The organism is Thalassotalea profundi (genome assembly GCF_014653195.1).
Lineage (GTDB): Bacteria > Pseudomonadota > Gammaproteobacteria > Enterobacterales > Alteromonadaceae > Thalassotalea_B > Thalassotalea_B profundi.
Genome location: NZ_BNAH01000014.1, coordinates 55,512 through 71,206 on the forward strand (window position 1 = coordinate 55,512; position 15,695 = coordinate 71,206).

Sequence of the window (15,695 nt, forward strand, 5' to 3'; positions counted from 1 at the left end):
AGGCATCACATCTTATTAAACCTAAGGTATGATTAGCCAATTCAAAAAATTATTATGATTTTCAGGCAATGACTTGCCTTGTCTACGCACAAAGGACAATTAGACCTTATGTTTAAAAAATTACGCGGCATGTTTTCAAATGACCTATCTATTGATTTGGGTACAGCAAACACACTTATTTATGTTCGAGACCAAGGTATTGTTTTAGATGAACCTTCAGTAGTGGCTATTCGTCAAGATCGCGCGGGTGGTTCAAAAAGTGTCGCTGCTGTAGGTGCTGCTGCGAAACAAATGTTAGGGAGAACACCTGGTAATATTGAAGCTATTCGCCCAATGAAAGACGGTGTAATTGCTAACTTTTTTGTTACAGAGAAAATGTTGCAGTATTTTATTAAACAAGTACACAGCAACAACTTTTTACGTCCAAGCCCACGAGTTTTAGTGTGTGTACCTTGTGGCTCTACTCAGGTGGAGCGTCGAGCAATCAGAGAGTCAGCTTTAGGTGCTGGTGCACGTGAAGTGTATTTAATTGATGAACCAATGGCAGCTGCAATTGGTGCCGGTATGCCAGTTTCTGAAGCTACAGGTTCTATGGTGGTCGATATTGGTGGAGGTACTACCGAAGTTGGTATTATTTCACTTAATGGGGTGGTGTATTCATCGTCAGTACGTATCGGTGGTGATAAGTTTGATGACGCGATAATAAACTATGTGCGTCGTAATTTTGGTAGTTTAATAGGTGAAGCAACAGCAGAGCGTATTAAACACGAAATCGGTTCGGCTTACCCAGGCGAAGAGTTAGTTGAAATTGAAGTACGTGGTCGTAACCTTGCTGAAGGTGTACCACGTAGTTTTACACTTAATAGCAATGAAATTTTAGAAGCTTTACAAGAACCATTAACGGGTATTGTTAGTGCAATTATGGTGGCATTAGAGCAATCACCACCAGAGCTTGCGTCTGATATTTCTGAACGAGGCATGGTCTTAACTGGCGGTGGCGCATTGTTAAAAGATTTAGATCGCTTATTAATGGAAGAAACCGGTATTCCCGTTGTAGTTGCTGATGATCCGTTAACGTGTGTTGCACGTGGCGGTGGTAAAGCGTTAGAAATGATTGATATGCACGGCGGCGACTTATTCTCTTACGAGTAATATTAACTTAATGGCTAATCACTGATAAGAGTTAGCCATAGAAACATTCTAAGAATAAGTGATGAGGCTTTTATCACTTATTCTATCTAATAACACAAGCTGCTAGCGGAGAATTTAGCACATCAATGAATCCGATATTTAAGCACGGTCCATCTCCTCAGCATAGACTTATTATGGTTCTGATTTTATCAGCTACCTTTATATTTTTTGATCATAAAATGGGTAGTTTTGATGTAGTTCGTGGTTATCTACAGTCGTTAGTTAGCCCTATACAATATTTAGCGTCTGCTCCTAAAAATGCCGTTAATTGGGCGCTTGAAAACTTGGGCAGCCGAGAAGACTTAATCAATCAAAACCAACAGTATAAAGCGAATGAATTGTTATTAAATGCTCAAATCATGCAGCTTGATATTCTCAAAAAAGAAAATGATCGTTTACGTTCTTTATTAGCCTCACCCGCCCGAACAGACTCTGAAACAATGTTGGCTGAAATACTTTCTGTTGATAGCGATCCGTATTCACACCAAGTAGTTGTTAACCGTGGTGCTAATGATGGAGTGTTTGAAGGGCAGGCGGTTATTGATGATCAAGGGATTGTTGGTCAAGTATTACATGTGGGTACTATTACCAGCCGAGTGTTGTTAATAACGGATGTAACACAAGCTATCCCTGTTAGAATTAGCCGAAATGGCATACGTTTAGTAGCAAATGGCTCAGGAACCTTAGATCGATTAACTCACAATTTTGTACCTCATAGTACCGATATTCGTGAAGGAGACTTGTTGGTCACTTCAGGTTTAGGAGGAAAGTATCCAGAAGGCTACCCTGTAGGACGAGTTACACGAGTTAGACAAGATGAATCACGCCCCTTTGCTCAAGTGCAAAGTGAACCAGTGGCACAAATAGATAGATTACGATATTTATTATTATTATGGCCAAAACAAAAAGCGAGTTTGTTTTCCTCTCAACCTAGTACATCGTCTAAAGAAGATAACATCGGGAAGGTGAAATAATTATGTTTGCGCATAACGGAATTATCATCTTATTGACCTTTATTGTCGCGTTAATGGCAACTATTATGCCGCTACCGATAGCAGTCGACGCATTTAGACCGGACTGGATTTTAGTGGTAGTTTTATATTGGTGTTTAGCATTACCCAATAGAGTTAATGTGGTTACTGCGTGGCTGTTTGGCTTATTACTTGATATTTTATTGGGCTCTATCTTAGGAATACATGCGGCAGCTATGGCCTTGTCTGTATATATTATAGCGGGTAATTATCAAAAAATTAGAAATTTTTCTGTGTGGCAACAGGCATTAATTGTAGGTATTTTATCTGCACTTTATCATTTGCTGGTTTTTTGGTTTCAACGCTTTTTAACGGATGTGGTATTTTTGCCTCACTATTTATATCCAGTCATAACGACTGTGATACTTTGGCCATGGGCCTTTTTATTACTTAGAAAAATACGTCGTCACTTTAAAATAAAGTAAATGAAATTTAATGAGCCAAGCTTGTTAATTTAATTGGAATAAAATGAATCAGACACTTATTCTTGCTTCACAATCACCTCGCCGAAAAGAGCTATTAGCACAATTAGGTTATCAGTTTGACTGTATCAGTTCAGATATTGATGAAACCGAACTAATGGGAGAAAGTGCTAGCCACTATGTAAATCGACTTGCTTTAGCTAAAGCCCAGCATATTGCTAAAAATCAGCCAGATACCACCATTGTTTTAGGCTCTGATACAACAGTGGTATATCAAAATACTATTTTAGGTAAACCTGAAACACTTGCTGAAAGTATAAATATGCTGACAATGCTCTCAAATAATACGCATCATGTGTTAACGTCAGTGGCAGCTGTAAAGGGAAGTAAGAGTAACGTTATTGAAGTGATAACTGATGTCACCTTTAAAGCACTAACAGAGCAAGAAATGATTAATTATTGGCATACCAATGAACCTCAAGATAAAGCTGGTTCGTATGGCATCCAGGGTATTGGTGGACAATTTGTTACCCATATCAATGGCAGTTACAGTGCTGTTGTGGGCTTACCTTTATATGAAACCACACAATTACTTGCTGAATTTGGTTTACCTAGCCCAATTGCATATCTAAATGATTCAGCAGTTCAACGTAAGAAGGTTGAAAAACAATGAACGGAGAATTACTCATTAATGTCACCCCTAGTGAAACCCGAGTGGCATTAATTGAAAATGGTGTCCTACAAGAAGTTCATGTGGAACGAGAAGCTCGTAGAGGCCTTGTGGGTAATATTTATCTGGGTAAAGTTATTCGTGTCTTGCCTGGCATGCAAGCAGCATTTGTAGATATTAACTTAGATAAAGCCGCTTTTTTACATGCTTCTGACATAAATTCTACATTAATAACTAATGAAGAAAAAACGTCGGAGCAAGTACCTGACATTCGTAGTTTAGTACATGAAGGACAGCACATTGTTGTACAGGTAGTAAAGGATCCGTTAGGGACAAAGGGGGCTAGATTAACTACCGATATTACCGTTGCAGCGCGCTATTTAGTTTTAATGCCTAATGCAAGCCATGCCGGGATTTCACAGCGGATTGAGGAAGCCAGTGAGCGTGCTCGTTTGAAAGATATTATTACTCCTTATTGTGATGAAAACCAAGGGTTTATCGTTCGAACCGCCGCTGAAGGCGTTGGTGAGGATGAATTAAAGCATGATGCGGAATTTTTACGAAGAGTGTGGTCTAAGGTATTAGAGAGGAAAAAACGAAAGCAAACCAAAGTAGCCTTGTATCAAGATTTATCGCTTGCTTTTCGAGTGCTAAGAGACTTTGTTGGTATTTCGTTAGAGCGAATTCGAATTGACTCTAAGTTGACATTTGATCAGCTATCTGAATTTACCAAAGAGTTTGTGCCGGAACTTACGGCAGTAATGGAGTATTACCCTGGTGAACGGCCTATTTTTGATTTGTTTGATGTTGAAAATGAAATTCAGCGGGCATTACATCGTAAAATCACATTGAAATCTGGTGGCTCATTGATCATAGATCAAACAGAAGCCATGACCACTATTGATATCAATACAGGAGCTTTTGTTGGGCATCGCAACTTAGAAGAAACAATTTTCAATACGAATATTGAAGCTACTCAAGCAATTGCTAGACAGTTAAGACTACGTAATTTAGGTGGGATTATTATTGTTGATTTTATTGATATGTCTGATGCCGATCATAAACGTAGAGTGCTGCATAGCCTTGAAGCTGCTATGCTGAAAGATAAAGTTAAATTTAGTATTAGTGGTTTCTCTGCTTTAGGTTTAGTGGAGATGACTCGTAAAAGAACACGAGAAAGCTTAGAGCATATTTTGTGTAGTGAGTGTGATGTCTGCTCGGGTAGAGGTAATTTAAAGACTGTAGAAACTGTATGTTATGAAATTTTAAGAGAAATAGTCCGAGTTAATAGGGCTTATGACACCGACAAATTTATTGTGTATGCCTCGACGTCAGTCAGTGAGTCTTTAGTTAATGATGAGTTTCATAATTTAGCCGAGTTAGAAGTTTTTATTGGTAAGCAAATTAAAGTACAGACAGAAACCATGTATAATCAAGAGCAGTTTGACGTAGTTATGATGTAGCTACTATTTACGTATAATGTAATTAACAAATACATAAGTAGTAACCGCAATTATCTATGCAGTAGAGCATTATTAAAAGAGTGTGAATGGGTATTTCTAAATTCTCAAACCGGTGGTTAAACCGATTTTACAAAGTTATTGCAATTTTGTTGGTTTCCTTCGCGGTATTGATCAGCTCATTAAGGCTTTTATTGCCTTATGCTCATAATTATCGTCTAGACTTTCAAGATTATATTAATTCAACTTATCAGAGTAATATCATTATTGGTTCTTTGCACATGGACTGGAAAAGTTCAGGACCTTCAATGATAGCGAATAATGTGAGCTTCTTACAAACTGATGGTGCCGAAGTGTTTATTGCTGAGGTAGATTTTCATCTAGATTTTTGGCGAAGTTTACAGCAACTTAATTTAGTGACTAAGGCTTTAACTTTAGAAGGCGTTAAAGTTTTTGTTGATGAGACGCTTATTAACCAAACGGCTGATAATCAACAATTAACAATGTTAGATAATGTTACCGATTTATTTTTACAACGAATTAATCGGTTTTCATTAATTAACAGCCAAGTCATTTATCGCACCGAAAAAAACGAAAGAACCTTTTTAATTAGCCAATTAAATTGGCTAAACCGTGGTGAACACCATAAAGCTGAAGGTCAAGTTATTATTGATGGCTTAACGTCAAATAATTTAAATATTTCTTTAGCTGTTAAAGGTCAAAAATTTAAAGAAATGCAAGGAATGCTCTACGTTGAAGCTAATCAGGTTAATATAACTCCTTGGCTTGATAAAGTTTTTGCGATTAAAAATGAAGACACCCACTCTTCTATTAATTTTGATGCATGGTTATCTATTAGTCAGGGGGAGATCAGCAAAGTTCAAGTTGACATAGGTGAGACTCAAATTGCATGGCAACACTTGGCTAACATTCAAACATTTGATATTCAACAAGGTCAATTGTTGATTAATAATATCATTGATAATCAAAATTATAGTTTAAGCACTTCACCGTTAACATTTAGTTCTAACAAACGTTTGTGGCAACCACTTAGCATAGAACTGACAGCAAAAAATAATCAATATAATGGTTATATTTCAAGTATAGATACAGAAGGTATAGCGCAATTAATTCCACTATTTACCGATAACAAAACCGTCAGAGAGTTACTCTACGGTTTAGCTCCTAAAGGTTTAGTAGAGAACTTGTTTTGGCAAATACGTGATGAAAAAGTAAGTGCACATGCAGAATTTTCTCAATTATCATTAAATTACTCTAATGGCATTCCAAGTATAAATAACTTGTCAGGCGAAATTCTTTATCGTGAACAGCAAATGTTGATGAAGGTAGAGGGTAACGAAGGCTATTTAGATTTTAAAGATCATTTTATCAAGCCTATTTCATATCAAACTTTAGCGGCTAGTGTTTCATTATTTTTTCAAGAGAAAGGTGTGCTTGCCTACGCTAATGAAATAAAACTATTGTCTGAAGAGCTTACATTGACTGGTGAATTAGCGATTGACGCACGTAATAATTTACCTATATCAATGGCTTTATTAGCTGATATCCAGAAAGTAGATGCTAAAAATGCGCCTCATTATTACCCCCAAAAGTTAATGGGTAATAGCTTAATAAATTATTTGAATAGTTCATTGGTTAGCGGTCATGTGACACAAGCACAAGTTCTATTTAATGGACCTTTAGCTGATTTTCCATTTACTGACCATCAAGGTGTTTTTACCGTTGATGCAGAGTTAACCGATTCATTATTTAAATTTAATGAGCAATGGCCTGCAATAGAAAACTTCCATGGTAATTTAAACTTTACAAATAATAGTATGTTGATCACTGGTCGATCAGGTTTTCTTAAAGGGATTGATGTTACAGGCGTTACCGCACAAATCGATGAATTAGTGGGTTCTCAATTATTACTAATTAATGCTGACTTTAATAAAACACAAGCCAGTGCTGTTACCTCATTAATGCAGCAAAGTCCATTAAAACAAAGCGTTGGTTCTGTGCTAGAACAGGTTAAAATTGGTGACAATATCTCTGGTTCATTTGCGTTAACTATCCCGCTTGAAGATTCAACTAAAACCGAAGCTAGGGGAACTGTAAATTTCGCTAATAATGATATTTTACTACAAAACCCTGAAATGAACTTTGAACAAGTTAATGGGCAATTAACTTTTGTGAATGATGTTATTACAACGAAAGATATTGCACTTATGTGGCGGGGTATGCCTTTAACTTTGGATGTGATAGCAAAATCTACTCAGGATTTTTATCAAACAGATATCAATATAAATGCAAATTGGCCTCAAAATACATGGCAAAAGCAGTTACCTGAAAAACTTACCCAATACGGTGAGGGATCATTAGAGTGGCAAGGTGAATTGACTCTGAAAAATGCGAAAAATGGTGAGTTTAGTTATGAGTTGTCCGTACTTTCTGATCTTAATACTACACAACTAAACCTCCCAGAGCCTTTTAAAAAAGCAAGTAAAGAAAAGCGTTCTGTTTTTGCTAAGGCGAAAGGTGATAATCATCGGTCAACTATTGATGCTGTTGTTGGTGAGCATATGAATTTTTATGGTGTCTTAGAGCATGATTTAGTGGCTTTTTCACGAGCTCATTTAATTTTGGGACAAGAAGATATGTTATTGCCATTAAGTGGTTTCCACATAACAGCTAATTTGATAGACGCTAACTTAACTCAGTGGCAACCCTTTGTTAATGACATTATTGATTCAGTGTCTGAATTTTCTGACCAAAATTTAGCTGGAGATGGCGTGCCCTTATTGGCGAAACCTCAGCGTATTAGGGGAAATATAGGTAAGTTGAATGTACTTGATGAAGTATTAGATGATGTAGCTTTTACTATGTCAGATCAACAAGCCTGGTGGTTACTAGAATTAAATAGTGAACAAGTTCGTGCTGATATTAAATTTTACCCAAATTGGCTTGAACAAGGTTTATCTATTGATGCTGATTTTATCAATATTCCTCGTACGATTGCGACTTCAACAACACAAGATTTAGATGAAGAGCAAATACAGGTTATTCCTATTTTGGAAAAAACTGAACAAGAAATTATTGAAGAAAATAGAGTGATTGAGAATGTCTTTAATCATATTCCTCCCGTAGTTTTTTCTTGTAAACATTGCCAATATAACGGCTTAGATTTAGGCCAAGTAAATTTTCAAATGAAGCGTGGTAATGATAATACGATCTTAGTTGATAACTTTGTTGCCAAGCGGCAAGATAATAATATTAATTTTGACTTAAAATGGCAGAAACAAGTAGATCATTATACAACTTCGATTAAAGGAAAATTATCTATTGATGATTTAGAGCAAGAGTTCAAACAACTTGGCTTTGCCTCTCTCATTAAAGATAGTGGTATGGAAGCAACATATGATATTACTTGGCGTGGTGCGCCGTACCAATGGAATGTCGCAACGCTTAATGGTGATTTTGAAACTGAATTAAATGATGGCTATTTAGCTGATGTCGATGATAAAGGCCTTCGCATCTTTTCTGTATTAAGTTTACAGTCTTTAGTGAGAAAATTAACACTCGATTTTAGAGATATTTTCAGCGACGGCATGTTTTATAGTGAGATCAAGGCAAATGCCCATATTAAAGATGGTGTGCTTTATACTGATAATGCCAAAATGCAAGGTGCAGCAGGAGATTTGTCAATAAAAGGTAATACAGATTTAGTGGTGGGGAATTTAGATTATCGAATGTCTTATAAGCCTAATTTTAGTGCTAGTTTACCTGCAATAGCATGGATAGCTACATTAAACCCTGTTACCTTTTTAGGTGCACTAGCCTTAGATGAAGTATTAATTTCTAAGGTTTGGTCAGAGTTTAATTTTGAACTAACGGGTAATGTTGATGAACCTAATTTACGAGAAGTTAATCGTAAGAGTCAAAATATAAGTGTAGGACGTTCTACTCCCCCCCAAATTGTTGAAATTGACGAAAACAGTCAAAATAACACTACAAGTCAAGATAGCAACCAAACTGAAGAACTTAACATACCGGATAAAACAGATGGATAAAGTAAGTGTTCAACTAACCGTTATGCAAATGTGTTCTGAGCCTGATGTTGAAAAAAACTTAGCTTTTATAAAACATCAGCTTGAGCAGTTGCCTATTGAAGGTGATCACATTGTAGTTTTACCTGAGTGTTGTTTATTTTTTGGTGGTAAAGATGCTGAACAATTAGCATTGGCAAAAGCTACTGCTAAAGATAATAGTTTAGTTAAATCGTTAGCAGTACTTGCAAAAAAATACCAAGTTATTTTAGTTGCAGGAAGTATCCCATTATTAACGCAAAACGGCGAAAAGTTCACAAATACTTGTTGCGTGTTTTCTGCAACGGGTGAACAAATCGGGCGATATGACAAGTTGCACTTATTTGATGTGGAAGTCGATGACAGTGAAAAGAGTTATTTAGAATCCCGCTATACGCAAGCAGGTGATACAACAACGGTATTGGCTGCTACAGATAAGATTAATCTTGGCTTATCCATTTGTTATGATTTACGTTTTCCTGAACTATTTCGGGAATTATCGAATTATGGTGCAAATGTTATCACGGTGCCTAGTGCATTTACTAAGGTAACGGGTGAAGCTCATTGGCAAGTTCTGTTACAAAGTAGAGCGATTGAAAATCAAGTATATATAGTTGCTGCTGGTCAATCTGGTAGACACACAAATGGGCGTGAAACATGGGGACACAGCATGATTATAAACCCTTGGGGAGAAATAATGACTTCGCTAGATCAAATGCCTGGATGTGCAACAGCAACATTCTCACTTGAAAATTTAAACAAAGTCCGAAAATCCATGCCGATACAGGCACATAATCAATTTATAACCAAGTTGAAATAATATGAATAGTGTAGAGCAAGAGCTCTTGGCAGATAGCCAGTTAGATCCTAGTTTTTTAAGTAAAACTCTTTCCAATATATATCAGCGACAAGTTGACTTAGCAGACCTTTATTTTCAGGCAAGTAGCCATGAATCTTGGATGTTAGAAGATGGGATAGTTAAAGAAGGCTCATATAATATTGAGCGAGGTGTGGGTGTTCGTGCTATTTCGGGGGAAAAAACAGGTTTTGCTTATTCAGATGATATAACGCCAGAAGCCTTAACCATCGCTGCTGATGCGGCTAAAGGTATCGCTAATGCAGATAAAAGCGCTACAGTGCATGCGTTTAAAAAGAGAACTGCTCCCGTTATTTATCAAGCTAACGATCCGTTATCAAGCTTAGCTCAAGAGCAAAAAATAGCCTTGTTGCATGAAGTTGAAGCACACGCGCGGGCAGTAGATGCTAGAGTAAAACAAGTTATTGTAAGTTTGTCAGGGGTTTTTGAAAAAATACTTGTTGCTGCAAGTGATGGTACTTATGCCACAGATATCAGACCATTAGTACGACTTAATTGTTCAGTATTAGTAGAAGCAAATGGTAAACGCGAACGAGCAAGTTCAGGTGGTGGTGCGCGTACCGATTATAGCTATTTTTTTGAACCCTTAAACGGTAAAGCGCGTTATTTAAGTTATGCAGAAGAAGCGGTTCGGCAGGCTTTAGTCAACCTAGTAGCTGTTGAATCTCCTGCAGGGAATTTTCCTGTTGTTTTAGGAAGTGGTTGGCCAGGAGTTTTATTACATGAAGCTGTAGGTCATGGCTTAGAAGGTGATTTTAACCGTAAAGGCTCTTCTACTTTTTCAGGAAAAGTGGGTCAACAAGTTACCTCAAAACATTGCACTATTGTTGACGATGGAACTTTACAAAATCGTCGAGGTTCATTATCGATAGACGATGAAGGTACACCATCACAATATAATGTATTAATTGAGAAAGGTATTCTAAAAGGCTATATGCAAGATAAGCATAATGCAGGGTTAATGGGCGTTAAACCTACGGGGAATGGTCGTCGTGAATCCTATGCTCACTTACCTATGCCACGCATGACGAATACTTATATGCTAGCAGGCGAACATAATCCTAAAGATATTATAGCGACGGTGAAAAAAGGCATTTATGCCCCTAATTTTGCAGGTGGTCAGGTGGATATTACCTCAGGTAAATTTGTTTTTACCAGCTCAGAAGCTTACTTAATTGAAAATGGTGAAATTACTACGCCAATTAAAGGAGCCACCTTAATTGGTAGCGGTCCTGAGGCGATGAAAAATGTAAGTATGGTAGGTAATGATCTTGCTTTAGATGCTGGTGTAGGTGTTTGTGGCAAAGATGGTCAAAGTCTACCTGTGGGGGTTGGACAACCTACGTTAAAAGTAGATGAGATGACGGTAGGAGGAACTCAGTAACAAATAATTACACCTTAATTTAACTGCTGTGTGTTTCATCATATTGTTATTTACAGCTGAGTGTTATAATATCACATCCGTTATGATATGTATGAACCGAACGTTAAAACAAAAACACTTATTAACCAGCATATTTTTGCTGGTTTTTTTGTTTGTCTCTTCGTTAGGACATGCGCATACAGTCGACATTTTAAATACGAGTGTAGAGCAGCAAGATTGTAAACTATGCCAACATCATTTAGATAAAACGCCACAAAAGATAAAACTGGCTCCGATTGATGTTGGCGAGTTTAATGAGCCATTAGCTCTATTGTCACATGCTAGACATATCAAGTTATACTTTTTATCACCTCAACTTAGGGCACCACCATTTTATTTCTAGGGCTAATATTACAACCACATTACTACATGCTGAGATGGTTAATTTGCTCTAGGTTTCTTCATTTTATTCTATTTTTAGTTTTGTTAACTGATCAGGTTAGGCTTCGTGCTTAGTCTATAAAGTTGTAATTTCACTAAAAAATAAAATGTTTAAACCCCTTGTTTACAATAATTTAAATTTAAAAACTAGGTGAAATGAACATGGTGTTAAATAAAGTTTCAGCAGCTTGTCTGTTGGCGTTAACGTATAGCCACATGGGTTATGCTCAAGATATTACTGGTAAAATAAAAAGTCTTTCTGGACAACCTGTAGCCAATGCTAAAGTTAGTATTGTTGGATCTAATCAAGAAGTAACAACCGATGCTAACGGTCAGTTTAAAATGACTGATTTGAATAAAGGCGTGGTAGAGTTACATGTAACTGCTAAAAATCATAGTCATAAAAATCAACGTGTCACAATTAATGATAACGACATAACTGCATTTGAATTGGTGTTAACACCAAGTGTCATGGAAGTGATTGATGTTCATGCAACGCCACTACATTCATCTACTATTGAATCAGCTTTGCCAGTTAATGTGCTAGCTGCTGATGAACTTCGAACTAAACATACTTCTACTTTAGGTGAAACCTTAAAGAATGAAGTAGGTGTACATTCTTCATATTATGGCCCTGGTTCAAGTAGCCCTATTATTCGTGGATTAGACGGCCCGCGAGTACTGATTTCTCAAAATGGTTTAGACGTAGGTGATGCCTCTCGAGTAGGGCCTGATCATGCTATTTCTACAGAGACTGCAAATGCCCAACAAGTTGAAGTGTTACGTGGCCCTGCCACATTATTTTATGGTAGTGGTGCTATAGGTGGTGTTGTCAACGTTGTTGATAACAGAGTACCTCGCAATTTAGATGAAAATGTTAACTATATGGTTAAACATAATGATGTTGCGGATGAAAATGAAGCATCAATTGAAATAAACAAAACGGTTGATAATTTTGCTTTTCATTTAGATGGCTTTTGGCGTGATGCTAATGATTATAATATCCCAGGTTATGCGGAATCAGAGCATGCTCATGAAGAAGAACATGACGAGGAAGATCATGATGAACATGAAGAGCACGAAGATGAATTAGAAGGAAAAGGCACTCTAGCAAATAGTAATGGGAAATCGTCAGGTTTTACTATCGGTTCTAGTTATATTTTTGATGATGGATTTGTCGGGTTTTCTTATGGAAGAACCGATCGTACTTATGGCATTGTTGGCCATAGCCATGAAGATCACGATCATGAGGAAGAACACGAAGAAGATCATCATGATGAAGATGAGAGTGAAGAAGTCTTTGCAGATTTAAGCCAGAATAGATTTCAAATTTTATCTCAGTGGGATGTTGATGATGCTATTTTTAATCAAGTAACGGCTAAACTTGCTTATACCGATTATCAGCATAAAGAAATCGAGCATGGTGAAGTTGGTACTGTGTTTAAAAGTGATATGTTAGAAACTCGCATTGATGTTACTCATAAAGAGTATTTAGGCTGGAAAGGTGCATGGACACTTCACTATAAAAATACAGATTTTGAAGCCCAAGGTGAAGAAGCTTTTACGCCGCCATCTGAAACAGAGTCGATTGCACTTGCATGGCTAGAAGAAAAACATATTGATAATGTACTTTTTCAATTAGGCGCACGAGTTGAACATATTTCTTTGAATATTACAGACTCTTTATTTAGTGAAGAAGTTGCAGGCTTAGCTGAAGAAAAATACAGTTTTACCCCTGTTAGCGCCTCTGCTGGCGTCGTATGGGATTACCAAGAGGGTTACAATTTAGGTTTGTCGGCAGCTGTATCACAACGAGCACCTTCAGCAGCAGAATTATTCTCATTTGGCCCACATGTAGGCACAAGCAGTTATGAAATAGGGGCTTTATATCAAGCTGAATATCATGAAGGTCATGGCCATAATCATTATGAGCTGAGTGATAGTGAAGCTGAAATTGAAACGTCTTATAGTATTGATTTAACTTGGCGTAAATTTGAAGGTGATTTTGGTTTTATTGTTAGTGCTTTTTATAACCGTATAGATGATTATTACTATTCTCAAAATACAGGTTTGTTCTTCGGGGAAGAGCATGATCACGATGAGCATGACGAACATGACGAACATGACGAACATGACGAACATGATGAAGAGTCAGGCCTACCTATTTATAACTATCAACAAAATGATGTTAAAATTTACGGTTTTGAAGCTGAATTTATTTATCAAATAAATAGCAATATTAAAGCAACTATGTTCAGCGATTATATTCGTGCTTCTATAGTCGGAGGGGGGAATTTACCAAGAATTCCACCATTACGTGTGGGCGGTTTATTAAATTACCAAGCGAATAATTTCGATGCTGAGTTGTCATTTACTCGTTACAGCCAGCAGTCAGATGTTGCTGCATATGAAAGTCAAACTAATGGTTATACTATGGTTGATGCTCATGTGAATTATTACCTTGATGGTATTGGCGATGATATGGTTATCTTTGCTAAAGTAAATAATTTAACAGATGAAGAGGCTCGTGTTCATTCCTCATTTTTAAAAGATTTAGCACCTTTACCAGGTCGTGGGTTTACGGTTGGAATTAGAGGTAGCTTTTAAAGCTTACTGAAATCATTTATTAATTAAATTTAAAGGCGCTTAATTATCATGATTAAGCGCCTTTTACTTTTTTATTAATGAGAGTTCAGGCTATTTACGTTAGTTTTATGCCATTCGGTTCGATAGTTAATTTACCTTGCTTTAGCAAGTTCCCCACTGTTGCTTTAAAGGTTTTTTTACTTACACCTAATTCTTTTTTAATTAATTCAGGGGAGCTTTTATCATTTAAGGTGCTATGGCCACCTTGCTTACTTAAGTAAGCAATAAGCTGACCGCTAAAGTCATTCACCTTATCATTGCCTGTTCGTGTTAATGTTAGGTCAATTCGCTCATCTTCACGCACCTGTTTAATATAACCACAAACTTTTTGTCCTACGCGTAAAGGTTGAAAAATTTCATTGTCGTACAACAGTCCCCAATGCTTATCATTAATGATAGCTTTGAAACCTAAATCAGTTTTTGCGGCAATGAGCAAATCTACCTTGTCTTGTGCTTTATAGTCGGCTGGCCAAATATCGACAAATTTGTCTATTTTACTTGAAGCAATTAATCGCTGACTGTTATTGTCTAATGAAATTCTAACAAGATAATGTCGGCCGACTTCCATGGCTTTATGTTGCTGATTATAAGGCACTAATAAATCTTTAGGTAAGCCCCAATCAAGAAAGGCTCCCATTTTATTGACTTGCACAACTTTAAGTGAAGCAAATTCATCAACTTGAGCATAAGGTTTTTGTGTCGTAGCCACTAGCCTGTCGGCAGAATCTAAATAAATAAATACCGTCAACAGATCACCAACTTCACATTCATTTGGGATATATCGATTAGGCAATAGTATTTCACCTAACTGATCTGCGTTTAAATAGGCGCCATTCTCAGTTAATGCAATTACAGGAAGGGTGTTAAATTTGCCAATATCAGCCATAGTTTGTCATTCGTTATATAAAATCATTATTGAAACTATTATATAGGAAATTCATCTTATCGCTGAATAATAATATCTTTTGCTTGAATATATTCACTTTGGCGTAGATAAAGTAAGTCTGCAATGCGTCGAATTGTGTGTTCTTCTACTGCGCTTACTTCTCCATCGGCAAGCGCCAGTAACCACAAATGTTTTACCATCTCAATTTTTTCACTAATAGAGAAGGCGGTATTAATTTTTGATGTAAATTGATAAAAATCAGTAGCATGTTCACTCATCGCTATGGCTTCATTTATTAGGAGTGATATTTCATCTTGGCTTAATTGAAAATGATGACTAATAAAGATAGGAAGCTGTTTTAATTCTTGTTCATCTAATTTACCGTCAGCACGCATCACCTCGCATAGTAATACGGTAGATGCCATTTCAATTGATAAATTATCTTTAGATTCTGATTGACTATTAATGCTCAGATCATTAAAGAATTTTTTTATATTTGCGATCATAATTCTGCCAAATTTAAATATATTGGCATAGCATCACGAGGTTAACCCATTAATGCAAGTCAAATATGTAATATTTCGTTGCTTCTCAAATTTCCTTTTTCATTATCATGAATAATA

The 15,695-nt window shown here is 36.6% G+C and carries 12 protein-coding genes; 10 read left to right on the forward strand and 2 right to left on the reverse strand.

The annotated features are described in order from the left end of the window. The first annotated feature begins 108 nt into the window (after window positions 1–108). The 10 genes from IE155_RS15520 (at window position 109) to IE155_RS15565 (ending at window position 14,147) form a co-directional block, all read left to right on the forward strand. On the forward strand, window positions 109–1,152 hold the full coding sequence (locus IE155_RS15520) for a rod shape-determining protein (protein WP_189379165.1): 1,044 nt from the start codon (window positions 109–111) through the stop codon (window positions 1,150–1,152). A gap of 125 nt (window positions 1,153–1,277) precedes the next feature. Further along, window positions 1,278–2,165 (forward strand): rod shape-determining protein MreC, encoded by an 888-nt coding sequence (gene mreC / locus IE155_RS15525; protein WP_189379166.1) that lies wholly within the window; start codon window positions 1,278–1,280, stop codon window positions 2,163–2,165. Window positions 2,166–2,167: 2 nt separating this feature from the next. Then, a complete protein-coding gene (mreD, locus tag IE155_RS15530; protein ID WP_189379167.1) occupies window positions 2,168–2,647 on the forward strand; it encodes a rod shape-determining protein MreD in 480 nt (159 codons plus the stop codon). Between the two features lie 43 nt (window positions 2,648–2,690). After that, on the forward strand, window positions 2,691–3,317 hold the full coding sequence (locus tag IE155_RS15535; RefSeq protein ID WP_189379168.1) for a Maf family protein: 627 nt from the start codon (window positions 2,691–2,693) through the stop codon (window positions 3,315–3,317). Beyond that, window positions 3,314–4,777, forward strand: coding sequence for a ribonuclease G (gene rng / locus IE155_RS15540; protein WP_189379169.1), 1,464 nt, complete (start codon window positions 3,314–3,316; stop codon window positions 4,775–4,777). Before IE155_RS15535 ends, rng begins: the two co-directional genes overlap by 4 nt. An 86-nt stretch (window positions 4,778–4,863) precedes the next feature. Beyond that, window positions 4,864–8,844, forward strand: coding sequence for a YhdP family protein (locus IE155_RS15545; RefSeq protein WP_189379170.1), 3,981 nt, complete (start codon window positions 4,864–4,866; stop codon window positions 8,842–8,844). Further along, window positions 8,837–9,679: a carbon-nitrogen hydrolase family protein gene (locus IE155_RS15550; RefSeq protein WP_229817376.1), complete on the forward strand. Its 843-nt coding sequence runs from the start codon at window positions 8,837–8,839 to the stop codon at window positions 9,677–9,679. Before IE155_RS15545 ends, IE155_RS15550 begins: the two co-directional genes overlap by 8 nt. A 1-nt stretch (window position 9,680) precedes the next feature. Next, a complete protein-coding gene (tldD, locus tag IE155_RS15555) occupies window positions 9,681–11,120 on the forward strand; it encodes a metalloprotease TldD (RefSeq protein ID WP_189379171.1) in 1,440 nt (479 codons plus the stop codon). A 91-nt stretch (window positions 11,121–11,211) separates the two neighbouring features. Next, window positions 11,212–11,502 carry a hypothetical protein gene (locus IE155_RS15560; protein WP_189379172.1) on the forward strand — a complete coding sequence of 97 codons (291 nt, stop codon included), beginning with the start codon at window positions 11,212–11,214 and terminating at the stop codon, window positions 11,500–11,502. Window positions 11,503–11,702: 200 nt separating this feature from the next. Continuing rightward, window positions 11,703–14,147 carry a TonB-dependent receptor gene (locus tag IE155_RS15565; RefSeq protein ID WP_189379173.1) on the forward strand — a complete coding sequence of 815 codons (2,445 nt, stop codon included), beginning with the start codon at window positions 11,703–11,705 and terminating at the stop codon, window positions 14,145–14,147. Window positions 14,148–14,241: 94 nt separating this feature from the next. Here IE155_RS15565 and IE155_RS15570 read toward each other — a convergent pair whose 3' ends face one another. After that, entirely contained in the window at window positions 14,242–15,072 is an 831-nt protein-coding gene (locus IE155_RS15570) for a CvfB family protein (protein ID WP_189379174.1), read from the reverse strand. 56 nt (window positions 15,073–15,128) lie between these two features. Continuing rightward, complete coding sequence (locus IE155_RS15575) at window positions 15,129–15,578, reverse strand: tellurite resistance TerB family protein (RefSeq protein WP_189379175.1); 450 nt, start codon at window positions 15,576–15,578, stop codon at window positions 15,129–15,131. Window positions 15,579–15,695 lie beyond the last annotated feature (117 nt).